This is a genomic window from Conexibacter sp. JCM 18997, assembly GCF_055391915.1.
This window is the reverse complement of sequence record NZ_AP043885.1, coordinates 551319-572063: the sequence shown is the minus strand read 5'-3', so window position 1 is coordinate 572063 and position 20745 is coordinate 551319. Positions and strand designations below refer to the sequence as shown.

23 protein-coding genes and 3 tRNA genes are annotated in these 20745 nt (G+C 71.8%); 11 read left to right on the top strand and 15 right to left on the bottom strand.

Annotation, left to right across the window (positions count from 1 at the left end):
* Positions 1-24 precede the first annotated feature (24 nt).
* Entirely contained in the window at positions 25-1017 is a 993-nt protein-coding gene (locus ACZ5UI_RS03000) for an LLM class flavin-dependent oxidoreductase (protein WP_464194068.1), read from the top strand.
* Positions 1018-1173: 156 nt separating this feature from the next.
* Positions 1174-2163: a VOC family protein gene (locus ACZ5UI_RS02995; RefSeq protein ID WP_464194066.1), complete on the top strand. Its 990-nt coding sequence runs from the start codon at positions 1174-1176 to the stop codon at positions 2161-2163.
* Between the two features lie 21 nt (positions 2164-2184).
* On the opposite strand, the gene ACZ5UI_RS02990 is transcribed toward ACZ5UI_RS02995, so the two are convergent.
* Genes ACZ5UI_RS02990 through ACZ5UI_RS02980 form a run of 3 tightly spaced genes read right to left on the bottom strand, consistent with a single transcriptional unit; the run spans position 2185 to position 4429 of the window.
* Positions 2185-2997, bottom strand: a complete 813-nt coding sequence (locus tag ACZ5UI_RS02990) for a L,D-transpeptidase (RefSeq protein ID WP_464194064.1) — start codon at positions 2995-2997, stop codon at positions 2185-2187.
* A 3-nt stretch (positions 2998-3000) separates the two neighbouring features.
* Positions 3001-3732, bottom strand: coding sequence for a ferritin-like domain-containing protein (locus tag ACZ5UI_RS02985; protein WP_464194062.1), 732 nt, complete (start codon positions 3730-3732; stop codon positions 3001-3003).
* Between the two features lie 13 nt (positions 3733-3745).
* Positions 3746-4429: a ferritin-like domain-containing protein gene (locus ACZ5UI_RS02980; protein WP_464194060.1), complete on the bottom strand. Its 684-nt coding sequence runs from the start codon at positions 4427-4429 to the stop codon at positions 3746-3748.
* A gap of 273 nt (positions 4430-4702) precedes the next feature.
* On the opposite strand from ACZ5UI_RS02980, the gene ACZ5UI_RS02975 reads away from it, so the two are divergent.
* The 4 genes from ACZ5UI_RS02975 to ACZ5UI_RS02960 all read left to right on the top strand — a co-directional run bounded on the left by ACZ5UI_RS02975 (position 4703) and on the right by ACZ5UI_RS02960 (position 7595).
* Positions 4703-5389, top strand: a complete 687-nt coding sequence (locus ACZ5UI_RS02975; protein ID WP_464194058.1) for a ferritin-like domain-containing protein — start codon at positions 4703-4705, stop codon at positions 5387-5389.
* A gap of 136 nt (positions 5390-5525) precedes the next feature.
* The gene (locus ACZ5UI_RS02970; protein WP_464194056.1) at positions 5526-5750 is read left to right on the top strand and encodes a Sec-independent protein translocase subunit TatA/TatB; all 225 of its coding nucleotides are present in this window, start codon (positions 5526-5528) and stop codon (positions 5748-5750) included.
* A gap of 18 nt (positions 5751-5768) precedes the next feature.
* Positions 5769-6740, top strand: coding sequence for a twin-arginine translocase subunit TatC (gene tatC / locus ACZ5UI_RS02965; protein ID WP_464194054.1), 972 nt, complete (start codon positions 5769-5771; stop codon positions 6738-6740).
* A gap of 45 nt (positions 6741-6785) precedes the next feature.
* Positions 6786-7595 carry a PhzF family phenazine biosynthesis protein gene (locus ACZ5UI_RS02960; protein WP_464197751.1) on the top strand — a complete coding sequence of 270 codons (810 nt, stop codon included), beginning with the start codon at positions 6786-6788 and terminating at the stop codon, positions 7593-7595.
* On the opposite strand, the gene ACZ5UI_RS02955 is transcribed toward ACZ5UI_RS02960, so the two are convergent.
* The 3 genes from ACZ5UI_RS02955 to ACZ5UI_RS02945 are packed head-to-tail and all read right to left on the bottom strand — an operon-like array spanning position 7581 to position 10004.
* On the bottom strand, positions 7581-8030 hold the full coding sequence (locus ACZ5UI_RS02955; RefSeq protein ID WP_464194052.1) for an N-acetyltransferase family protein: 450 nt from the start codon (positions 8028-8030) through the stop codon (positions 7581-7583). The genes ACZ5UI_RS02960 and ACZ5UI_RS02955 overlap by 15 nt on opposite strands.
* Positions 8031-8059: 29 nt before the next feature.
* A complete protein-coding gene (locus ACZ5UI_RS02950) occupies positions 8060-8515 on the bottom strand; it encodes a universal stress protein (protein ID WP_464194050.1) in 456 nt (151 codons plus the stop codon).
* A 1-nt stretch (position 8516) separates the two neighbouring features.
* On the bottom strand, positions 8517-10004 hold the full coding sequence (locus ACZ5UI_RS02945) for an MFS transporter (protein WP_464194048.1): 1488 nt from the start codon (positions 10002-10004) through the stop codon (positions 8517-8519).
* A 126-nt stretch (positions 10005-10130) separates the two neighbouring features.
* Between ACZ5UI_RS02945 and ACZ5UI_RS02940 the strand changes: the two genes are divergently transcribed.
* Positions 10131-10706 carry a TetR family transcriptional regulator gene (locus ACZ5UI_RS02940; protein WP_464194046.1) on the top strand — a complete coding sequence of 192 codons (576 nt, stop codon included), beginning with the start codon at positions 10131-10133 and terminating at the stop codon, positions 10704-10706.
* Here ACZ5UI_RS02940 and ACZ5UI_RS02935 read toward each other — a convergent pair.
* The 5 genes from ACZ5UI_RS02935 to ACZ5UI_RS02915 all read right to left on the bottom strand — a co-directional run bounded on the left by ACZ5UI_RS02935 (position 10703) and on the right by ACZ5UI_RS02915 (position 13882).
* Complete coding sequence (locus ACZ5UI_RS02935; RefSeq protein WP_464194044.1) at positions 10703-11641, bottom strand: helix-turn-helix domain-containing protein; 939 nt, start codon at positions 11639-11641, stop codon at positions 10703-10705. The two genes, ACZ5UI_RS02940 and ACZ5UI_RS02935, sit on opposite strands and share 4 nt — an antisense overlap.
* A 13-nt stretch (positions 11642-11654) precedes the next feature.
* Positions 11655-12722 carry a carbon-nitrogen hydrolase family protein gene (locus ACZ5UI_RS02930; RefSeq protein ID WP_464194042.1) on the bottom strand — a complete coding sequence of 356 codons (1068 nt, stop codon included), beginning with the start codon at positions 12720-12722 and terminating at the stop codon, positions 11655-11657.
* Between the two features lie 140 nt (positions 12723-12862).
* Positions 12863-12936: transfer RNA gene (locus ACZ5UI_RS02925), tRNA-Pro, on the bottom strand.
* Between the two features lie 9 nt (positions 12937-12945).
* Positions 12946-13016: transfer RNA gene (locus ACZ5UI_RS02920), tRNA-Gly, on the bottom strand.
* A gap of 23 nt (positions 13017-13039) precedes the next feature.
* Entirely contained in the window at positions 13040-13882 is an 843-nt protein-coding gene (locus ACZ5UI_RS02915) for an SDR family oxidoreductase (RefSeq protein WP_464194040.1), read from the bottom strand.
* Positions 13883-13926: 44 nt separating this feature from the next.
* On the opposite strand from ACZ5UI_RS02915, the gene ACZ5UI_RS02910 reads away from it, so the two are divergent.
* Positions 13927-14073: a hypothetical protein gene (locus tag ACZ5UI_RS02910; RefSeq protein ID WP_464194038.1), complete on the top strand. Its 147-nt coding sequence runs from the start codon at positions 13927-13929 to the stop codon at positions 14071-14073.
* A 1-nt stretch (position 14074) separates the two neighbouring features.
* Here the strand turns inward: ACZ5UI_RS02910 and ACZ5UI_RS02905 are convergent, their stop codons facing one another.
* A complete protein-coding gene (locus ACZ5UI_RS02905; RefSeq protein ID WP_464194036.1) occupies positions 14075-15544 on the bottom strand; it encodes a flavin monoamine oxidase family protein in 1470 nt (489 codons plus the stop codon).
* 158 nt (positions 15545-15702) lie between these two features.
* Here ACZ5UI_RS02905 and ACZ5UI_RS02900 point away from each other — a divergent pair.
* Positions 15703-15774 (top strand) — tRNA-Trp (locus ACZ5UI_RS02900).
* Between the two features lie 16 nt (positions 15775-15790).
* Here the strand turns inward: ACZ5UI_RS02900 and ACZ5UI_RS02895 are convergent.
* The gene (locus ACZ5UI_RS02895) at positions 15791-16807 is read right to left on the bottom strand and encodes a patatin-like phospholipase family protein (RefSeq protein WP_464194034.1); all 1017 of its coding nucleotides are present in this window, start codon (positions 16805-16807) and stop codon (positions 15791-15793) included.
* 87 nt (positions 16808-16894) lie between these two features.
* On the opposite strand from ACZ5UI_RS02895, the gene ACZ5UI_RS02890 reads away from it, so the two are divergent.
* Both ACZ5UI_RS02890 and ACZ5UI_RS02885 read left to right on the top strand, forming a co-directional pair.
* Positions 16895-17458: a TetR/AcrR family transcriptional regulator gene (locus ACZ5UI_RS02890; protein ID WP_464194032.1), complete on the top strand. Its 564-nt coding sequence runs from the start codon at positions 16895-16897 to the stop codon at positions 17456-17458.
* Positions 17459-17583: 125 nt separating this feature from the next.
* Positions 17584-18939, top strand: coding sequence for a DHA2 family efflux MFS transporter permease subunit (locus tag ACZ5UI_RS02885; protein WP_464197749.1), 1356 nt, complete (start codon positions 17584-17586; stop codon positions 18937-18939).
* Here ACZ5UI_RS02885 and ACZ5UI_RS02880 read toward each other — a convergent pair.
* Both ACZ5UI_RS02880 and ACZ5UI_RS02875 read right to left on the bottom strand, forming a co-directional pair.
* A complete protein-coding gene (locus ACZ5UI_RS02880) occupies positions 18893-20092 on the bottom strand; it encodes a benzoate/H(+) symporter BenE family transporter (protein ID WP_464194030.1) in 1200 nt (399 codons plus the stop codon). The two genes, ACZ5UI_RS02885 and ACZ5UI_RS02880, sit on opposite strands and share 47 nt — an antisense overlap.
* The gene (locus tag ACZ5UI_RS02875; RefSeq protein ID WP_464194028.1) at positions 20085-20642 is read right to left on the bottom strand and encodes a helix-turn-helix domain-containing protein; all 558 of its coding nucleotides are present in this window, start codon (positions 20640-20642) and stop codon (positions 20085-20087) included. The genes ACZ5UI_RS02880 and ACZ5UI_RS02875 overlap by 8 nt, the downstream gene beginning before the upstream one ends.
* Positions 20643-20745 lie beyond the last annotated feature (103 nt).

The following is a 20745-nucleotide window of genomic DNA, read 5'->3' as shown; positions in this document are numbered from 1 at the left end:
AACGCGAATGTCATACTTCTGCCCATGCGCCTCGGCCTGACGCTCTCCCCGCTCTCCAACCATGGTCCCGATCCGGCGGCGCTGACCGCCTTGGCCCAGTCCGCGGAGGCCAACGGCCTCGACTCCGTGTGGATCGGCGAGGCCTACGGCTCCGACGCCGCGACCGTGCTGGCCTGGCTGGCCGCGGGCACGTCGCGGATCGGGCTGGGCTCGGCCGTCCTGCAGCTGCCGGGGCGCTCGGCGGCGATGACCGCCATGACCGCCGCGACGCTGGATCGGCTGTCGGGCGGGCGCGTGCGCGTGGGGCTCGGCGCGTCCAACGCGCTGGTCAGCGAGACCTGGCACGGCGTCGACCACGCGCGGCCGCTGACCCGCATGCGCGAGTACGTCGCCACCGTGCGCCAGGTGCTGGCCCGCGAGCGCGTCGGCGGCGGGCCGCTGCGGCTGACCATCGCGCCGGTGCAGGAGCGCGTGCCGATCCTGCTGGCCGGGCTGGGGCCGCGGGCGATCGCGCTGGCCGGCGAGATCGGCGACGGATGGCTGGGGATGTTCGTCGTGCCCGAGCACTTCGGCGCCGCGCGGGCCGCGTTGGAGCAGGGCGGGGCGCGCGCGGGGCGCGCGCTGGGCGAGGCCTTCGACGTCTCCCCCTGCGTCCCGCTCTGCCTGGACGACGACCTGGCCGGCGCGCGCGACGCGGTCCGCCCGCACGTCGCCCTGTACGTGGGCGCGATGGGCGCACCCGGCGCCAACCCGTACAACGCGGCGGCCGCCGGCTACGGGTTCGCCGACGCGGCCCGGACGGTCCAGGAGCACTACCTGGCCGGCCGCCGCGACGAGGCGATCGCCGCGGTGCCCGACGCGCTCGTCGACCTGCTCGCGCTGGTCGGTCCGGCCGACCGTGTGCGCGACCGCCTCGACGCGTTCCGCGCGATCGGCACCGGGACGCTGCAGCTGATGCCGTTCGAGCACGCGCGGCCGGCGGCCGAGCAGCTCGCCGTCGTCGCCGACCTCCTCTGACCGACGCTCGAGCCGCATCTGAGTCTCGGTCAGCGGGACCGAGATGCACCTCGGCGCGAAAAGCGCTCGGGCGGTGGCGTGCCTTGACAGCGGTCCGAGCCGCGCCCTAATCTTGGAACTCGAACTTGGATTCGGTTAATCGAGGAGAGAATCGGTATGACTGACGTGCTTCTGTCCCAGCTGGCGCACGCGGAGATCACCAGCCCCAAGCCGCAGGAGTCGCTGGACTGGTTCGTCAACGTGCTCGGCTTGGAGCTGACCGAGCAACAAGGGCAGTCGGCCTACCTGCGCGGCTGGGGCGACTACCTGCACCACACCCTGGTGCTCACCGAGGGCCCGGAGTCCACGCTGGACCACATCGGCTGGCGCACGTACGGCCCGGCCGACGTCGACACCATCGCCCAGCGCATCGACCCGGCGCTGACCGAGGGCCTGGGCTGGGTGGACGATTCGGTCGGCCACGGCCGCTCGTTCCGCTTCCGCGCGCCCATGGGCCACGTCAACGAGGTCTTCTGGGAGACCGACCTGTACGAGGCGCCGCCCGAGCTGCAGACCGACATGCAGTCGCGCCCGCAGAAGTACACGGGCCGCGGCGCCGCCGCGCGCTACATCGACCACGTGACGATCAACGCGCCGCAGCTCAAGGAGGAGATCGCGTTCTACAAGGCCAACCTCGGCCATCGGCACACCGCGTCGATCACCCCGGAGCCCGGCGTCCCCATGTTCTCGACGCTGACCTGCAACGCGATCCGCTCGACCCACGACCTCGCACTCGTGCCCGATGCTCCGTTCGCCCGCGGCCGCCTGAACCACGTCGCCTTCCGCGTCGACCAGAAGCTCGACGTCGAGCGCGCGGCCGACATCTTCCTGGCCAACGACACGCCGCTGGAGTTCGGTCCGGGCATCCACGGCATGGACGAGATCCAGTACCTGTACGTGCGCGAGCCGGGCGGCATCCGCATCGAGATCAACTCGGGTGGCTGGCAGAACTACATGCCCGACTGGGTCCCGCCGGATCACCTCCCGACCGAAGGCCCGACGACGTACTTCCGCAACGTCGTGATGCCCGACTCGATGATGGAGTCGTTCCCGTCGCTCGAGGTGGCCCGCGAGCACTTCACGAAGATCGGGCAGTTCGCCGAGTAGCCGGCGCCGCGCTGGGGGACGTCAGGCGCGGATGCGCACCGGCGTCCCCAGCGGCAGCTCGCCCGCGAGCTTGCGGATGACCGCGTTGCGCACGCGGATGCAGCCGTGCGAGACGTCGCTGCCCAGCGCGCTGGGCGCGTTGGTGCCGTGGATGCCGACCTGGCCGTCGCCGCCGGCGAAGCTGGTCAGCACGGGCGAGTAGGCCGACAGCCCGAACGCGTACGGACCGTAGAAGCCGTCGGGGTCCGGTGGCTTGAGCAGGTCGGTGATGAAGTAGGTGCCCTTGGGCGTCGGCGTCACCGACCGCCCGACGCCGATCTCCGCGCGGGCGATCACGCGCTTGCGGTCGTAGGCGATCAGCCGGTGCTTGCGCAGCTCGATCACGACGCGGTACGGCGTGGTCTGCAGGCGCACGCTCGACGCGCGCACCCAGGCGCGCTGGTCGCGGGCGCGGACGGGCACGTCCACGCGCAGCCAGTTCCCCTGACGGCGCAGCACGCGGAAGACGACCGGCAGGCGGTGGCCCTCCACGGTGCGACGCGTGATCCGCCGCTGCGGGCGCGCGTCATCCGGGCTGGCATAGACCGGCACCGATGCCGCCCGTCCGCGCGCGACGACCGCCGTGCCGCGGCCGGGATCGGCGGCCGCGGCGTCCGGCGAGAAGTCCGTCGAGCCGCCGACCGGCTCGGGCAGCGCAGCGGCGGAGGGCGTACCGCCCCCGCCGCCGCCACCCGACCGGTTGCTGCCCCCGTCGCCACTGATCGCGCCGCGCAGGACGAAGGTCCCGGCAGCGACGATCAGGACGACAAGTACGCCGACGACGACCCGGCGCATGACTCAGCCGGTCATCGCGGGCTGACCGCTGACCGACGAGCCACCCTCGGCCGAGGACGCGGTCGAGATGAACCCGGTGGCCTGCACCGCGGCCAGCACCTGGTCCATGGTCAGCGCCGGGTTCAGCGGCGTCGGAGAGGGCGACGGCGAGCCGCTGCCGTTCCCCAGGATCGAGGTCACCCAGGCGGCGTGCCGCGCTTCGACCGGATGGATCGTCAGCGCCGTGGCCAGGATGTCCTTGTTCTTGATGTTCGTGGCCTGCCCCTGGTAGGCCGAGACGCCGGTGTCCTCGAGGGTCTTGGCCGTCGTGGCGAACGTGTCGGGATCCGAGGTCGTGCCCTTGAAGTCGAACGACGGCTTCTTGACCGCCTTCGACCCCAGCGCCTTCTCCAGCGCGGCGACGTGCGCGTCCTCGTGCTCGCCCACCGTCTCACCGAACCGCTTGAGCTGGTCCTTGAGGCCGGCCTTGGCGTTGGCCTCCTTGTAGAAGGCCGCCTCCAGGTACTCGAGCGTGAGCGCGTAGTTGAGGATGTCGATGTCGCTGGAGCTCTGGGCGAACGCGGAGCTCGCCGCGAACCCACCCGGCACCGCGGCCACCGCGACGGCGCCGCCGGTGATGGCCAGGGCCCGGCGCAGGAACGCGCCGCGGGTGACCGGGTCGACCCGGGACGCGGCCTCGGCGATCGCCCCGTCGCGATCGAGCTCGTGCAGGGTCGGTCGAATGATGTTGCTCATGGTGTCGGCCTCCTCAGGACTTGATGAAGCCGGTGCCCTTGACGGCGTCGAGCACCGCGGACATCGACATGGGCTTGCTGAAGGCGTCCGGCGCGGGCAGTGGGCCCTTGCCGCCGCCGATGATGTCCGTCACCCACGCGGCGTGACGCGCCTCGACGGCGAGGATCGCCGCGGCCGCGGTGAGCACGGCGTCGGCCTGGATCTCCGGACCCTGGCCCTGGTAGGCCGCAACTCCCGTGTCCTCGAGCACCTTCGCGGTGTCGAGGAACGAGTCCATCGCGTCCGTGGTTCCCTTGAAGTCGAACTTCGGCTCGGCCACCGCGTCGGAGCCGAGGGTCTGCTTGAGCGCCGCCACGTGCGCGGCCTCGTCACCACCGGCGGTCTGCGCGAACACCAGCGTCTCGCCGCTGAGCTTGCCGCTGGCGATCGCCTCCGCGTAGAACGCCGACTCGAGGTACTCGAGCGTCAGCGCGTAGTTGAGGATCTTCTTGTCGGTCTTGCTCAGACCGCCCTGGGCGCCGGCCAGCGCCAGCGGGATCGACCCCAGCGCGAGGCCTCCGCCGAGCAGCGCTCCGCCGCGGACCAGGAACGACGAGCGGGTGTGTCCACCCTGCGCGACCGCCTCCTGCGCCTCATGTTCTGCCGAGCGGATCGCCTCGTCGCGATCCAGCTCGGACAGCGTGATCGAGTCTTCCATCCTGTGCCTCCCATCGTGTGGAATTCACAGGGGTTGCGCTGAGTTCCGCGGTGCCAGATCACGACGGACCCGATGTTGGCGCAATGGTCACGCATCCCCGCAGGGCCGCGATCGAGCGGTGCTGCGCCAGCTTGGTCGGGGCTTTGGGACGCACGTACCCCCACCCCGCCAACGGTTATCCGAATCGGTCGATTCCCAATCCCCCACTCTGATCCGAAAGCGAGCGGCAACGCGCAACAACCGACAACTCAACCGACGAGAGGAGCTCTTCACATGGCATCCCATGACATGGTCGATCTCGAGCAGTTTGATGCAGACGGCGCGCTGGCCGAGACCGGCAGCAAGCTCGACAACCACACCCGCGGCGCGTTCCTGCGCCGTGCCGGGATCGGCGCTGCCGGTCTGGCCGGTGCCGGCGCCCTCCTGGGCGGCGGACTGCCGAGCATGGCGTTCGGCGCCACCCCCAAGAGCGACATCGCGATCCTCAACTACGCGCTGACGCTGGAGTACCTCGAGGCCGAGTTCTACGCCCAGGCCAAGAACAACATCAAGGACGGCCCCCTCGGCGCATTCGCCGCCCTCGTGGCCGCCGACGAGGCCGCACACGTGACCGCGCTGAAGAAGGCGCTCGGCTCCAAGGCCGTCAAGAAGCCGACGTTCGACTTCGGCGCCTCGGTCACCGACCAGACCACGTTCCAGAAGACCGCGTTCACGCTGGAGAACACCGGCGTCGGCGCCTACCTCGGCCAGGCCGGCAAGATCAAGACCCCGGCCCTGCTCGGCGCCGCCGCATCGATCCTGACCGTCGAGGCCCGCCACGCGGCCGCGATCGCCACGATCATCAACACCAACCAGCTGTCGGGCGCCAACGGCATCACCCCCAACGGCCCGTTCGACAAGCCCCTGTCCATGAAGACGGTCCTCGCGGCCGTCAAGGGCACCGGCTTCATCACCGGCTAGTTGCTCCACCGCGCTGGCGGCGGTCCCGGTTGATCCGGATGGCCGCCGCCACGCGCAGTACTTCACAAGCAGGCGCCCGTCCACCCCGGACCCGCGTCGACCTCGAAAGGAGGGCCAGATGCCCAACATCGGCCCCATGGAACTGATCATCGTGCTGGTCATCGCCCTGCTGATCCTGGGCCCGAAGAAGCTGCCCGAGGTCGGGCGCTCGGTCGGGCGTGGCATCCGCGAGTTCAAGGGCTCGATCACCGGCGACGACAAGGACGACGACGTCCAGCCGGCGACGCTGACGGCCGCCCAGGCCGACGCGACGCCGACGCCCGCGCCGCAGCCCGTGCGCGAGCCCGTCGCCCACTCGTAGGACAGGGGCGCCGCCGCCATGGCCACCAACGCACTGCGCTCACCGCTCGGGTATGACGAGCGGCTCAGCATCGTCGGACATCTCGACGAGCTGCGCACGCGCCTGATCATCTGCCTGGCGGCGGTTGTCGTGGCGTTCGGGCTCTGCCTGTGGCAGAACGATGCGCTGCTCAGCGTCGTCAACCACCCGCTGGAATCCCAGACCCAGAAGCGCATCGCCAAGGGCGAGGGCACCGCGGGTGAGCTGGCCCAGACGCAGAAGTCGCTGAAGGCGCTGGCCATCTCCGACCGGGACACCGCGGCCGCGCTGGCCGCTCCCGGTTCCGGGTTGTCAGCCCAGGCCCGTTCCGCGATGGCTGCGCGTGTCGCGCAGCTCAACGTGGCGATCGAGAACGTGCCCGACAAGGTCGAGGGCGCCAAGCCCGTGACCCTCGGGATCGGCGAGCCGTTCACCATGACGTTGGCGGTGTCCGGCATGTTCGCCCTGCTGTTGGCGATGCCGCTGATCCTGTACCAGTTGTACGCGTTCATCGTGCCCGCGTTGTCGCCCAAGGAGCGACGCACCGCGATCCCGTTGATCTCGATGGTGCCGATCCTGTTCGCCGGCGGCGTGGCCTTCGGCTACGTGCTCGTCCTCCCGGCCGCGGTGCGGTTCCTGCAGAACTTCAACACCGACGAGTTCAACGTCCTCGTCCAGGCCAAGGACTACTACAAGTTCGTGGCCATGACCTTGCTGGCCACGGGTCTGGTGTTCCAGATACCCGTGGGCATCCTGGCCTTGACCCGGCTGCGCGTCATCACCGTCGAGCAGCTGCGCAAGAACCGTCGCTACGCCTACGTGGCCTGCGCCGTCGTGGCCATGCTTCTGCCGGGCACCGACCCCGTGACCATGCTCGTCCTGATGGCCCCGCTCGTGTTCCTGTACGAGCTGAGCATCCAGCTGGCCCGGTTCTTCAAGCCCAGCGATGATCCCGTGGCCGAGGACTACTAGCTCGGTACGATCGGGCGCGTGGCGCCCGATCCCGAGATCCTGCGGATGGCCGCCTTCACCGACCACGGTGAAGGCGGCAATCCCGCCGGCGTCGTGCTCGACGCGTCGGCGCTGAGCGACGCGCAGATGGCGCAGATCGCCCGCGACGTCGGGTTCTCCGAGACGGCGTTCCTGACGCCGGCCGGCGGCGGCGTCTACGACGTCCGCTACTTCAGCCCGGACCTCGAGGTGCCGTTCTGCGGCCACGCGACGATCGCGTCGGCCGTGGCGATCGGCGACGGGGACTGGGTCTTTCGCACGCGCGCGGGCGAGGTTCCGGTGGCGGTCCGCGAGGGCGCGGCGACGCTGACCAGCGTCGCGCCCGCCGTCGAGCCGGTCAGCGCCGCGGATCTCGACGCGGCGCTGGGGCTGCTGCGCTGGTCGCGCGCGGACCTGGACCCCCAGCTGACCCCCGCCCTGAGCTACGCCGGCGCGCGCCACCTGGTGATCGCCGCCGCCACCCGCGAGCGGCTCGCCGATCTGTCCTATGACTTCGACGGCCTGCGGGCGTTCATGTTGGCCCGCGACCTGATCACCGTCGCCCTGTTGTGGCGCGAGGACGCGACGACGTTCCACGCCCGCAACCCGTTCCCCGTGGGCGGCGTGGTCGAGGATCCGGCCACCGGCGCCGCCGCGGCGGCCGTCGGCGCCTACCTGCGCGCTGCCGGCGCCGTCTCGGCGCCGGCGCGCATCACGATCCTCCAGGGCGTGGACATGGGGCGCCCCAGCCGCATCGAGGTCGAGATCGCGGCCGACCGGCCCGAGCTGCGCGTGTCCGGCGCCGCCGCGGCGCTGGATCCGTCAGAGGTCGTGTGAGTACATGATGTACGAGGACAGCCGGCCCACCGTGTCGTACAGCGAGCGCGCCGCCCCGTTGAACTGCTGTGTGTGCCAGTACACGCTGGTCGCCCCGCGCCCGCGCGCGGCCGCGTAGATCGCGTCGAACAGGCGCGTGGACAGACCCGAGCCGCGCCGGTCGGGGTCCACGTACAGGTCCTGCAGGTAGCACGACGGCTCGATCGCCCACCCGGTGGGGTGGAAGATCAGGTGGCTCAGGCCGGCCGCGGCGCCGTGGGCATCGACGGCCAGGAGCCCGAGCATGTCGCCATCGACATCGCACAGCCGCGCGAACGTCGCGTCGTAGACCTCGGGCGACAGCTCGGTTCGATAGAAGCGCAGGTACTGCTCCCACAGCGGCTGCCAGGTCGCCCGGTCGCTCTCGCGCAGGGGCCGGATCGTGTAGGGCGTCATTGCGGGCCACCCTACGCCCTCGGCCCGCGCTACGACGCGTCCGGCGCGGGCACGATCAGCACGGCGCGCGGCGAGTGATGCGCGACGGCCTCGCTGACGCTGCCCTGCAGGTGCCCGAGGATGCCGCTGCGCCGGTGGGCGCCGAGCACGATCAGGTCGGCGCCGCAGGCGTCGGCGATCTCGCAGATGCCCTTCCAGGTCGGCGAGGCGTTCACCGTCGTGCCGCGCGCACGGAAGCCGGCCTGCTCGGCCAGCGCCACGCCCTGCGCGACGGTCGCCTCGGCCGCCGCTTGGACCGCGGTCGCGTCCTGGGCGTCGAAGTGCTGCTCGGCCACCGGGACGAACCCGACGTCGACCGGCTGCCAGGCGCAGACGACGACGGCCTCGCGGCCCGGGACGAGCTGGCGCCCGGCCTGCTCGATCGCACGCTGGGCCAGCGCAGAGCCGTCGTAGGCCAGGAGCACCGGTGCGGCGGTGGAGGCCATGTCAGTCCCCGCTTTCGGTCATGGGCCGGCCCAGCGCGGGGCGTCCGCGCAGCTTGGCCAGCAGCGGCGGCGAGTACCACGCGGGCCGCTCGCCCTGCAGGAACGTGTCGATGTCCGGCGGCTGCGGTCGCGCACCGCCGACCGCGTAGAGGGCGACGCCGGCCAGCGCGCCGAACACCGCCAGGCCCAGCCCGATCCACAGCGCGATGCCCACGCCCTCGGCCGGGCTGCTGCCCACCGTGGCGGCGAAGTGGACGAAGATCGGCGCGATCATGAACGCGGCCACCGCGCGCAGGAGCTCGACGATCGCGAACACGCGCTGCAGGTTGGCCGAGGGCAGCGAGAAGCCGGCCACGAAGAGCGCGGGCGCCACCGTCGCCCCCAGGCCGATGCCGGTCAGCCCGGCGCCGAGCAGCGTCAGCGCCTCGGTCGAGGGCACCTGGATGCGGAAGACCAGGATCCCCGCGGCCAGGAAGGCCATGCCGACCAGCGGCAGGTAGTGCATCGACTTGCGCGTGATGACCGCGCCGAACGCGAACGCGGTGATGATGGCGCCGGCCACCTCGGGGAGGTACAGGATGCCGATGTGCAGCGGGCTGTAGCGGTCGGCCAGCGCGCCGGCGGTGAGCACGGTCGCCGACACCGATGCGGCGGCGGCGAACAGGGCCACGACGACGCCGGCCACCGGGATCGTGCTGTTCAGCAGCATCCGCACGTTGAGCAGCGGGCGCGGCGCGACGTACTGGTAGGTGATCAGCACGGCGATCGCCGCCAGGCCGCCGACCAGCGGCACGATCACCTCGACCGACAGGAAGCTGTGGCTGGTCAGCTCGGAGACGCCGAAGAACGCGGCGGCGCAGCCCACCGCGGCCAGGCCCAGCGCGGGCAGGTCGCGGGGCGAGTCGGGGTTGGCCGGCGGCGCGTCCTCGAAGGTCAGGACCACGAGCGCCAACGCCGCGGCGGAGATCGCGGCGACGATCCAGAACAGCGGGCGCCAGGCGTCGGAGTTGGCCTGCAGCCCGCCGATGAACGGCCCGAGCGCCACGGCGCCGAAGATGCACATGTTCATCACGACGGCGGTGTCGCGCAGCTTGTCCTTCGGGAAGCCGATGGCCAGCGGCGGCACCGCGGCGATCAGCAGCAGGCTGGTCGACAGTCCCTGGATCACGTGGCCGGCGATGAACATCCCCGCGTTCTGGGCCGACGCGGCCAGGATCGAGCCGAACAGCAGCATCACCGCGTAGACGAGCAGCACGCGGCGCTGGGGCAGGTGCTGCGCGAGCATCACGGCCAGGACCGTGCCCACCGCGTAGGCGGCGTTGCCCATGCCCACGCCCAGGCTCATCGTCTGGGCGCTCATGTGCAGGTCGCTCATGATGATCGGCGACAGCGGGTCCAGCGCGGCCGACAGCGCCAGGAACGGGATCAGCGCGAGCATCACCATCGCCGCGACGGCGGGGTAACGGCCTGCGAGTGGTCCTTGGCGCATCAGCAACGTCCTCTGGGTCAAAACGGACAGTCCTGTCCGCCGCCTCAGATTTAAGCAGACTTGATGATCGTCCCGATTCCTTGACCATCCCATGTGCGGGATCGCACAACGTGTACGCTGCCTCCCGTGGAGACCGGGGTCGAGGCCGAACCGCAGCGCAAGGACGCCCGGCGCAACCGCGCGGCGATCCTCGCGGCCGCGCGCGAGCTGTTCGCCGAGTCCGCCGACGTGCCGATGTGCGAGATCGCCCGCCGGGCCGGCGTCGGCCAGGGCACGCTGTACCGCCACTTCCCCAACCGCAGCGCGCTGGCGGCCGACATCCTGGCCGAGCAGGTCGACCGCCTGTCGCTGCTGGCCGCCGCGCACGACGGCGACCCGGACGCGTTCTTCCTCCTGCTGCGCGCCCTCATCGAGGGCACCGTGCAGACCTACGCGCTGGCCGACCTGGCCCGCGAGGACGTGTGCGCCGGCTCCCGCCTGGAACGCGAACGCGAGCGCCTGGCCGGCCTGCTGCAGGGCCCGCTGCGCGCGGCCATCGCCGCCGGCACGCTGCGCCGCGACGCCTCCGTCGACGACGTCTTCCTCGTGCTCCTGATGGCCCGCGGCGCGATGCAGCGCACGCCGGACGCCGCCTCCCGCGCCGCCGCCGCCGTGCGGGTGCTGGCGCTCACGGTCGACGGGCTCGGGCCCGCAGGGCGTTAACCCGCGGTCGACCCGCGCCGCTCCGCACGCGGACTGCAGCCGAAGGCCGACCGGTACGCGCGGCTGAAGTGCGCGTGGCTGATGAACCCCCACCGGTCGGCGATGCGCCCGATCGACAGGTGCGCCAACCGCGGATCGCGAACGTCCGCGCGGGCCCGCGCCAACCGGCGGCCCCGGATCACGCCCGACACCGTGTCGCCCTCCGCCGCGAACACGGCCTGGAGGTGACGCACCGACACGGCATGAGCCCGGGCCAGCGTCGACGGCGACAGTCGCCGGTCGCCCAGCCGTGCCTCGATGTCCGCCCGCACGACGAGCGACAGCATCGCGGGCGTCGCCGCCGGTGGGAGAAACCGCCCTGCGCCCGCGGCCTGCACGCTCCGCGCCGTGCGGGCCAGCGCTTCGACGATCTCGCCGGGGTCGCGTCGCGTCGCCGGATCGGCCCGCCACAGCGCGCGCAGGAAGGCGGCATCGGCGCGGGCCGCCGGGCCGTCAGCGCGGGTGGCGGTCGGCCCGCCGCTGGCCACCCGGTCCCGTGGGATGCTGGCCAGGAGCAGGTCGAACGCATCGCGATGGGGCACCGCGAACGGCTGCGAGCTCTCCCAGGTCGTGAGATCTCCGGGCCGCAACGTCGTCCGGCGGCCGCCCTGACAGACGACGCAGTCACCGTCCAGCGCGAGCGCGACCACCACGTGGTCCGGGTCGGCGCGACGGATCATCCGCGGGGTCCGGTGCACGGTCGACGCCTGTCCGCGAAATCGCAACAGCGACGCCTCGCCGAACACCTGCGCCTCCGCCCGGCCCACGAACGCGGACGCGCGCGTGAACTCGATCGACAGGGGGAACAGCGCGCGGGCGTGGACCTCGGCCCACGCTTCGCGCCGGTCGGGTGCCGCCACGCTGCGGGTGTCGAGCAGGAGCGCCGTATCGCGCACGGTACCGGTCAGCTCAACCCTCGGCCGAGGGCGCGGTCAGCAGGCGCGGCTCGTACTCGCCGGCGATCTCTCCGTCGACGGTCTCCTCGGGTGCGCCCAGGACGGTGAGCCGGTCGACGCCGCCGCCGGGCGCGCCGGTGATCGGGGTCTGGGCGCGGGTGTCGATGCCGAACGAGAAGACGTCCGGCCGCGCGTAGTGCCCGGCGGAGTCGGCGAAGAACTTCGCGAAGGCGATCATGCCGAGGTCGATCTCGCCGTACAGGATCGCCTCGTCGTCGCGGTGCGGGCCGGCGACGTAGGTCGCGTTCGGCGCGACGATCGCCGAGAGCCCGCCGCCGACGCGGATCTTGTCGTCCTGGCCGGTCAGCCCGATGCGCTCGATCGCACCCTCGTCGATGCGGCTCTGGACGCACACGACGTACACCTGCGCGGCCATCGCGTGGTACTTGATCGCGGTCTCGGTCATGTTGTCGAAGTTGCTCGAGTTGGGGTCGGCGGTCATCGCCGAGATCGCCGGCCACGCCGATACGTGGACCTGCTGACCGAGCGCGGTCAGCGCGTAGCGGTTGAGGTCCATCGTGTGCTCGAAGCAGATCAGCCCGCCCAGGCGGCCGATGTCGGTGTCCAGAACGAACACGTCCCGCCCGTCGCCGCGACCCCAGATCGTGCGCTCGACGTTCGTCGGCTGCAGCTTGCGGTGGCGCGCGACGAGCCGACCCTGGTCATCGAACCAGGCCAGCGTGTTGTAGAGCGTCCCGCCGTCGCGCTCGTTGATGCCCATGCAGACCCAGGCATGCGCGTCACGCGCCGCCTGACCGATGCGTCGCGTCGCGTCGCTGGGCAGCTCGACCGACTGACCGAACAGCTCCGCGAAGAGCGGAGCGCTCTGGGCGGGCGTGTGCGTCCAGATCCAGAACGGATAGCCCGGCAGGAACGACTCCGGGAACACGACCAGCCGCGCGCCCGCCTCCCCGGCCTCGCCGATCAGCCGGCAGGCCTTCTCGACGCTGGCGTCGAGGTCGAGGAACTCGGACGCCGCGTGCACCGCGGCGACGGTGAATGGTTGGATCGGCTTCGACATGCGCGGGACGCTACGCCCGCGCCACCGGTGCGATTTGCCTATACGCGCACGATCCCATCCGTGGCGGAACACGCGCTCCCGCGAGCGCATCACGGCCTCGGTAATCAGAAAAGGCCTGCATATGCAGGCCTTTTCGTTGATCGGGGAGACAGGATTTGAACCTGCGACCGCCCGGCCCCCAGCCGGGTGCGCTACCAGACTGCGCCACTCCCCGTAGATACAAAGCGGGCGACGGGAATCGAACCCGCCCTAAGAGCTTGGAAGGCTCCTGTGCAACCACAACACTTCGCCCGCGGGCGCGAGCTCCGGGAGGGATCCTAGCGGTCGGCCGGGCGAGGTTTGCGCTCCTCGGTCGGAACCTCACCCGTGCGCTCGGTCAGACCGGTGGGTGGCCACGGGCCGAACCAGTTGTCGCGGGCGCCGTCGAGGGTCACGACCGAGCCGCTGAGGCGCCGTCCCAGAGGCGACGCGAGCAGCGCGATCAGCCAGGCGTGCTCCTCGGGCTCGCCCATCCGACCGAGCGGGACGCTGAAGTCGACCGAGGCCTGCACCTCGGGCGGGTACTTGCTCATCGCGTCGGTCCGGTAGTGGCCGGCGGCCACCGCGACGACGCCGATGTCGTCGGCCTCCAGTTCGGCGGCCAGCTCGCGGGTCGCGCCCTCGACGGCGGCGCGAGCCGCGCTCGAATGCGTCATCCCGGCCAGGCCGTGATGCGGCGACAGCGTCACGTTGACGACCATCCCGCCGCCGGCCGGGCGCAACCCGCGCTCGACCGCCTCGCGGGTCATCAGCAGCGTGCCGCCGACGTTCAGCCGGCTGACCGCCTGCCAGCCCTTCAGCGCGATCGACTCGGCGGGCACGAAGTACTGGCCGCCGGCGTTGTTGACCAGCACGTCGAGGCGGTCGTGGCGCTGCAGCACCGCTTCGATGATCCGGGCCGCGTCGTCGCCGTCGCGGATGTCGCCGGCCACCCACGAGCAGCCGTCGCCGAGCTCGGCGGCGGCCTCCTGGAGCACCTCCTCGCGTCGGCCGCAGATGACCACCGACCCGCCGCAGGCCACCAGCTCCGCGGCCGCCGCGCGGCCCAGGCCGGTGCCGCCGCCGGTGATCAGGATCACCTGTCCGGCGAGCAGGTCGTCAGCGAAGATCCGCGAGCTCATCGTCGGGCAGCGTACGCGTCCCGCGCGGGGGTAGCATCGCGTCCATGCGCCCCGACGATGACGACGACCTGTTTGACGACCCCGCCGCCGACGAGGTCGAGGACTTCGGTGAGGACCACCGCACCGGCAACCCCGGCTACGACCTCGACGAGCAGGCGGCGATCGAGGAGCTCGAGGCCGAGGAGGACTGACTCAGAGCTGCCGCCCGACGACATCGGCGACCGCTTCGCCGGCGCGCACCGCGCCGTCCATGTAGCCCGCCCACACGGTGGCGGTCTCCGTGGAGGCGAAGTGGATCGCTCCGTCGGATGCGTGCAGCGCGTCGGTGTAGCCGGTCAGGACGCCCGGGCCGGGAACGGTGACGGGGCAGCCGCGATGCAGCGGCTGCTCGTCCCACAGGATGTCCTGGTACTCGCGGGGCGAGCGCGCCGCGTCACCGAAGTAGGTGGCGAACTGCGACAGGCAGGCCGAGCGTCGCTGCTCGGCGCTGAGCTGGCTGAAGTCACGCGCGTCCTGGCCGTCGATGAAGCCCATCATCACGCCGGGCTTGCCGCCGTCGGGTGAGATGTCGAACGTCGCGTTGATCGGGCCCTGGTCGCTGGTCGCCTGCCCGGTCAGGCCAGCGTCGCGCCAGAACGCGGTCGGGTACACGGCGATCGCCTTGCCGATCGAGCCGAACGGCAGGTGCTGGTAGAGCTGGTCCTTGCGCGCGGCCAGCCCGGGCTGGTACTCGATCCGCGTGGCCATCGTCGGCGGGACGGCGACGATCACGCGCTTGGCCTGCACGGTGATCAGGTCGCTGACCACCGTGGTGGCGCCGTTGGCGGTGATGATCTTGCGCACCGGCGAGCCGGTGGTCACCCGCCCGAGCCCGACGAGCTTGGCCAGCGCCATCGGGATCTGCTGGCTGCCGCCGGCGAACTGGCGCTCCTGCGCGCCGCCCGCCGTGTCGACCAGCAGCTCCAGCGAGCCGGCGGAGCGGATGTAGAACAGGACGAACAGCAGCGAGACGTCGCGCGACTCGACGCTGAACAGCGCGTTGATGGCCAGGTCCAAGAGCTTGCGCGTACCGGGCAGCGGCGTGTTGGCCAGCTTCCAGGTCTCGAACGTCTGGCCGTCGTACTCGTCGGCCTTGGCGGCGGCCCACGGCGCCGCCGGATCGATCTCCTGGCTCATGCGGTTGATCTTGAGGATCAGGCGCTGCGCGTCCAGCAGCGTGGCCGGGTCCAGCGGCGGCACCGTGCCGGTGTAGGTGCTGCGCTTGCCGTCGAAGTACAGAACGTTGTTGCCCGTGTTGTACGTCGCGTAGGTCTTCACGCCGAGCTCGGCGGCCAGCGCGGCGATCTTGTCCTGTCCGGGGCCGATGAACGTGGCGCCGTAGTTCAGCGGCGTGCCGTCGGACGCGGCGCCGGTCCACACCCGCCCGCCGACCCTGCTGTCGGCTTCGATCACGTGGACGCTGCGGCCCTGGTCCTTGAGCTTGCGCGCGGCGGTGAGGCCGGTCAGGCCCGCACCGACGATCGCCACATCGACCTGCTTGGCGGCCGCTTCATCGGGCGTGGCCGCCTGGGCCTGCGCAACGCGCGGAAGCGCGACGCCGACCGCCCCGACGCCCGCACCGGCCAGGAACCGCCGCCGCGAGACTCCGTGTTCCGTTCCCATGACCAGCGAGAACGCGCCCGCCGCGGGGAACTTGCGCGCTCTCGATCGCGTTGCTTGTCAGGTTCGTGCCCGCAGAGGGAACGAACCTGACACGCAACGCCTCGGGACCAGCGGGGCGGCTGCCGGATAGGCCTCGATACACTCCGCCACCGAGTTCGGGGGGACTGGTCCATCGGCTACGACGCCGGTCTCCAAAACCGGAAAGCGAGGTTCGATTCCTCGGTCCCCCGCCTCTTTCGCGCCCCGTTACGCCGCCTGGCGAAGCGGGGCGCGACGCTTTGCGGGCTTGAAGTCGAAGTCCGGCAGCGAGCGGCGGCGCAGGGAGCGGGCGACGCTGCGGTAGGCCTGCTCGGTGACCTCGGCGCGGCGGCCGCGGGACATCAGGTTGTGGCCCATGACGGCGAGGTCGGCCGCGGACGGCTCGATGTTGACGACCTGGATGCCGGCGGCGCGGAGCTTGCGCGTCTCGGCCTCCAGGCGCTTGTGGGCGGCGCCGCGCATGACGCCCGCGGCCTGGCCGAACGGGCTCAGCGTGCGCGGGCCGTGCGCGGTGGAGGACGACGGGTTCAGACAGATGGCCACGTCGATGTCCTCGCGCGCGAGCAGATCGAGGTTGGAGACCGAGCACACGCCGCCGTCGACGTAGCGGCGGCCGGCGATCTTCACCGGGTGGTAGAAGCCGGGGATCGCGCAGGAGGCGGCGACGGCCTCGGACGCGCGGGCCGCGGGCGCATCGACACCACCGAACACGATGCGCTTGCCCGACCGGTAGTCGCAGGCCACGACGCGCAGGCGATCGGGCCACTCGTCCCCCACGAGCCGATCCACCAGCCCACGGATCGGCGCGGTCGAGAACACGCCACGCGGCAGCCAGCCGCCCACCACGGCCGCGGGCGAGTGGCGCATCGGATGACGCAGCGTGGAGAGCGCCATCCGCCACGAGCCGGGACCGATCGGCGGCAGCGCCAGCTGCAGGCGGAAGCGGTCGGGGCTCTCGCGCTCGATCTCGTCGAGCTGCTCGGACAGCGCCTCCTCCAGATCGGCGAAGCCCCGCAGCGGCTCGCCCGAGGCGTAGGCGGCCAGGAGCGCGGGCGGGATGCCCGCGGCGACCAGCGATCCGACGACCGATCCGGCGGACGTGCCGACGACCACCGAGGCATCGCCAGGGGCGATCCCGGTTTCCGACTCGAGCGCATCCAACGCTCCGATCAGCCATGACGCGCCGACGACGCCGCCGGCGCCGAGCACGAGACCCACGCGCATGAGCGGCAAGCTACCCCCTTAGTCGGACACCGAATCCAGGTTCGCGTCCTTGACAGGACAGGTGAGTGAGTGCATACTCACTCCTGCATGGCGATGACCACCCGCACCCTGTCCACCGCCGAGGTCCGCCGCGAGGAGCTCCTCCAGGCCGCCGCCCACGTCTTCGCGACCCGCGGCTACCACGGGACGCCGACCACCGAGATCGCCAAGGCGGCCGGCATCTCACAGGCCTATCTCTTCCGCCTGTTCCCCACCAAGCTCGACCTGTTCGTGGCCTGTGTGGAGCGCTGCTTCGCGCAGACCGCCGACCTGTTCCGCGCGGCCGCCCGACAGGGCCGCGCCGACGGCCTCGCGCCGCTCGACGCGATGGGCCAGGCGTACGGCGAGATGCTGCAGGACCCCGACCAGCGCCTGCTGCACCTCCAGATGCAGACCTACGCCGCGGCCGCTGACCCCGTGGTGCGCGCGGCCGCCCGCGACGGCTACCGGTCGCTGTACGAGCTGGCCAAGCAGGAGTCCGGCGCTGAGGACGAGGCGATCCAAGCCTGGTTCGGCACCGGGATGCTGATGAACGTGCTGGCGTCGATCGGCGCCTTCGAGGTCGACGAGGCGTGGGCCCACGCCCTGCTCGCCGACAAGGGTCCGTGCTGAACCTCTCTTTTTTTGTCACTTCAGTGAGTAACCGATCACACACCACACCGAAGGAGGCCCCCGTGCCCACCTCGTCTCGCCCGCGTGCCGGGTGGACCTTGGCGATCGTCTCGATCGCGCTGTTCATGACCGCGCTGGACAACCTGGTCGTCGGTGTTGCGCTGCCGTCGATCCGGGCGGACCTCGGCGGCTCGCTGGAGTCGCTGGAGTGGACCGTCAACGCCTACACGCTGTCCTTCGCCGTGCTCCTGCTCACCGGTGCCGCGCTCGGCGATCGCTTCGGCCGCAAGCGCATGTTCGTCTTCGGCCTCAGCGTCTTCACGCTGGCCAGCGCCGCCGCGGCGCTCGCGCCGTCGATCGACGCGCTCGTCGCGGCTCGCGCCATCCAGGGCGCCGGCGCCGCGATGGTCGCTCCGCTGACGCTCACGCTGCTCAGCGAAGCCGTGTCCGCCGAGCGCCGCAACGCCGCGCTGGGCATCTGGGGCGGCGTCACCGGGCTGGGCGTCGCATTGGGGCCCGTCGTCGGCGGCGCCGTCGTGCAGGGCATCTCCTGGCACTGGATCTTCTGGCTGAACGTGCCGATCGGCGTCGCGCTGCTGCCGTTGGCCCTCGCCCGCCTGACCGAGTCGCACGGCCCGACCAGGACGCTGGACCTGCCGGGCCTGCTGCTGGCCGGCACCGGGCTGTTCGGGCTGACCTTCGGGATCGTCCGCTCGCAGGAGCTGGGCTGGGGCAGCACGACCGTGACGGGCAGCCTCGTCGTCGGCGTCGCCCTGCTGATCGGCTTCGTGGCCTGGGAGCTGCGCGCCCGCGCGCCGATGCTGCCGATGACGCTCTTCCGCTCCCGCGGCTTCAGCACCACCAACGGCGTGTCGTTCGCGATGTTCTTCGGGTCCTTCGGCGCCATCTTCCTGCTGTCGCAGTTCTTCCAGATCGCCGGCGGGCTGGATCCGCTCCAGGCGGGCCTGCGCACGCTCCCCTGGACCGCGGCGCCGATGATCGTCTCGCCGCTGGCCGGGCTGCTGATCGATCGCGTCGGCCCGCGGCCGCTGATGGCGATGGGCATGGCCCTGCAGGGCACGGCGCTGGCCTGGCTGGCGATCGTGCAGGAGCCGACCACCCCCTACGTGCAGCTGATCGCGCCGCTGGCGCTGGGCGGGATCGGCATGGCGCTGGTGTTCGCTCCGGCCGCCAGCGCGATCCTGGCGTCGGTGCGGCCCGAGCAGGCTGGTCAGGCGTCGGGCGCGCTGAACGCGATCCGCGAGGTCGGCGGCGTGATGGGCGTCGCGGTCCTGGCCACGGTGTTCGCCGCGCACGGCTCCTACGTCAGCCCCGACGCGTTCACGGACGGCCTCGTCGCGGCCCTGCCGATCGGTGCGGCGGTGCTGTTCGCCGGCGCGCTGCTGGCGCTCCTGATCCCCGGTCGGAGCGCCGCTACGCAGGCGGACCGGACGCCGGTGGGCGAGCCGGTCGCGGCCTAGCGACGACCAGTCGGGCGGTCAACCAGGCCAGCCCAGCCACCAGCCCCCAGAACGGGGCGCTGATCGAGGCCAGCGTCACCCCCGAGGCGGCGACGACGAAGGTGATCGTCGCCGCCTCGCGGTGCGTCTCGTCCGCCAGCGCGTTGCTCAGCGCCGCGCTCAACGCGCCCAGCAGCGCCAGGCCGGCCGCCGCCTCGATCAACACGGGCGGCGCCGCCGCGACCAGCACGGTGGCCGCGCCGGAGACCAGCGCGAGCACCAGGTAGGACACGCCGCTGGACACCGCGGCCACCCACCGGCGGTCCCGATCGGGGCCCGCGTCGGGCCCGGCCACCAGCGCCTGGGTGATCGCGGCCAGGTTGATCGCATGGGCCCCGAACGGCGCGCCGATCGCCGTCGCCGCGCCCGTCGAGACCAGCAGCGGGCGCAGCGGCGGGCGGTAGCCGTAGGTGCCGAGCACGGCCATGCCCGGCACGTTCTGCGAGGCCATCGTCACGATGAACAGCGGCAGGCCGAGGCTGATGAGCGTGCCCACGTCCACGTGCGGCATGGTCAGCTCGACCACCGGCCACGGGTGGTCGAAGGCGCCCGCCGGCACGTCGCCACCGACCACCACGGCGACGATCGTGACCAAGACCGCGCCCGGCACCGCCCAGCGCCGCGCGACGAAGGTCAGGACCGCCCAGGTGGCGATCACCGGCGCCGCCTGCCACGGGACCTCGACGAGCGCCTTGACCGGGGCCAGGCACAGCGGCAGGAGGACGCCGGCCAGCATCGCCGAGGCGATCGGGACCGGGATCGCGGCGATCCAGCGGCCCAGCGCCGTCCACAGCCCGCACAGGATGATCAGCACCCCGCAGAACGCAAACGCGCCCAGCGCCGCGGCGTAGCCGCCCGACACCGCACCCGAGGAGATCAGCAGCGCCGCGCCCGGGGTCGACCAGGCGATCGCCACCGGCATGCGCAGGCGCAGGGCGATGGCGATGACCACGACGCCCATGGCCACGCACAGGTAGAGCAGACCGGAGGCCGCCTGGTCGTCGTCGGCGCCGACCGCGCGCAGGCCGGCGAGCACGAGCGCGAACGTGCTGGCGAAGCCGACCAGCGAAGCGACGACGCCCGACAGCAGCGGCTGGACGTCGCCCTCACGCACCGCCGACCCCGTAGAGCATCAGGTTCAGCAGCCGGGTGTCCTCGAGCGCGACGTAGTGGTGGTCGCGGTCGGCCACGAACCACACCGACTCGCCCGGTCCGATCTCGACCTCCTCGCCGATCGGCCCGATGCGGATCCGGCCGCTCAGACAGACGAGGACCTCCTCGGTGCCGGGCAGATGCGGACCGGTGCGCTGGTCGGTTCCGGCGGGCACCTCGAGCTCGTAGAGGTCGGAGCGGTGCTCGCGGCCCTCCGCGTGCACGAGCCAGGCCCGCATGCCCGAGTCGGCACGGAGCTCCTCGGTCTCGCGCGCGGGGATGTGACGGATGCGCGGCGCCTCGTCCTCGGCCAGCAGCGTCCCGAACGGGACGTTCAGCGCACGCGAGACCCGCCAGAGCGTCTCGATCGACGGGTTGCCGGCGCCGGACTCGATCCGCGTCAGGATCGTCCGCGACAGGCCGCACGCCCGCGCCATCTCGGCCACCGAGAGGCCCTGGGCGGTGCGATGGGCACGGATCGCCGCGCCGATCCGGCCCGACAACTCCCCCATGTCACTCTCGTACACGCCCTGCACACTACAGTTCGCATAGTAGTTGCGCGCACAATTACTTGCTATAGTTGTGCATGCAAGTACTGACACCGGGGAGAATGGA

What these genes read in the sequence shown, in the direction of transcription:
- ACZ5UI_RS03000 (WP_464194068.1), top strand. Translation starts at nt 25, where the DNA reads ATGCGCCTCGGCCTGACGCTCTCCCCGCTCTCCAACCATGGTCCCGAT.
- ACZ5UI_RS02995 (WP_464194066.1), top strand. Translation starts at nt 1,174, where the DNA reads ATGACTGACGTGCTTCTGTCCCAGCTGGCGCACGCGGAGATCACCAGC.
- ACZ5UI_RS02990 (WP_464194064.1), bottom strand. Translation starts at nt 2,997, where the DNA reads ATGCGCCGGGTCGTCGTCGGCGTACTTGTCGTCCTGATCGTCGCTGCC.
- ACZ5UI_RS02985 (WP_464194062.1), bottom strand. Translation starts at nt 3,732, where the DNA reads ATGAGCAACATCATTCGACCGACCCTGCACGAGCTCGATCGCGACGGG.
- ACZ5UI_RS02980 (WP_464194060.1), bottom strand. Translation starts at nt 4,429, where the DNA reads ATGGAAGACTCGATCACGCTGTCCGAGCTGGATCGCGACGAGGCGATC.
- ACZ5UI_RS02975 (WP_464194058.1), top strand. Translation starts at nt 4,703, where the DNA reads ATGGCATCCCATGACATGGTCGATCTCGAGCAGTTTGATGCAGACGGC.
- ACZ5UI_RS02970 (WP_464194056.1), top strand. Translation starts at nt 5,526, where the DNA reads ATGGAACTGATCATCGTGCTGGTCATCGCCCTGCTGATCCTGGGCCCG.
- tatC (WP_464194054.1), top strand. Translation starts at nt 5,769, where the DNA reads ATGGCCACCAACGCACTGCGCTCACCGCTCGGGTATGACGAGCGGCTC.
- ACZ5UI_RS02960 (WP_464197751.1), top strand. Translation starts at nt 6,786, where the DNA reads ATGGCCGCCTTCACCGACCACGGTGAAGGCGGCAATCCCGCCGGCGTC.
- ACZ5UI_RS02955 (WP_464194052.1), bottom strand. Translation starts at nt 8,030, where the DNA reads ATGACGCCCTACACGATCCGGCCCCTGCGCGAGAGCGACCGGGCGACC.
- ACZ5UI_RS02950 (WP_464194050.1), bottom strand. Translation starts at nt 8,515, where the DNA reads ATGGCCTCCACCGCCGCACCGGTGCTCCTGGCCTACGACGGCTCTGCG.
- ACZ5UI_RS02945 (WP_464194048.1), bottom strand. Translation starts at nt 10,004, where the DNA reads ATGCGCCAAGGACCACTCGCAGGCCGTTACCCCGCCGTCGCGGCGATG.
- ACZ5UI_RS02930 (WP_464194042.1), bottom strand. Translation starts at nt 12,722, where the DNA reads ATGTCGAAGCCGATCCAACCATTCACCGTCGCCGCGGTGCACGCGGCG.
- ACZ5UI_RS02915 (WP_464194040.1), bottom strand. Translation starts at nt 13,882, where the DNA reads ATGAGCTCGCGGATCTTCGCTGACGACCTGCTCGCCGGACAGGTGATC.
- ACZ5UI_RS02910 (WP_464194038.1), top strand. Translation starts at nt 13,927, where the DNA reads ATGCGCCCCGACGATGACGACGACCTGTTTGACGACCCCGCCGCCGAC.
- ACZ5UI_RS02905 (WP_464194036.1), bottom strand. Translation starts at nt 15,544, where the DNA reads ATGGGAACGGAACACGGAGTCTCGCGGCGGCGGTTCCTGGCCGGTGCG.
- ACZ5UI_RS02895 (WP_464194034.1), bottom strand. Translation starts at nt 16,807, where the DNA reads ATGCGCGTGGGTCTCGTGCTCGGCGCCGGCGGCGTCGTCGGCGCGTCA.
- ACZ5UI_RS02890 (WP_464194032.1), top strand. Translation starts at nt 16,895, where the DNA reads ATGGCGATGACCACCCGCACCCTGTCCACCGCCGAGGTCCGCCGCGAG.
- ACZ5UI_RS02885 (WP_464197749.1), top strand. Translation starts at nt 17,584, where the DNA reads ATGACCGCGCTGGACAACCTGGTCGTCGGTGTTGCGCTGCCGTCGATC.
- ACZ5UI_RS02875 (WP_464194028.1), bottom strand. Translation starts at nt 20,642, where the DNA reads ATGGGGGAGTTGTCGGGCCGGATCGGCGCGGCGATCCGTGCCCATCGC.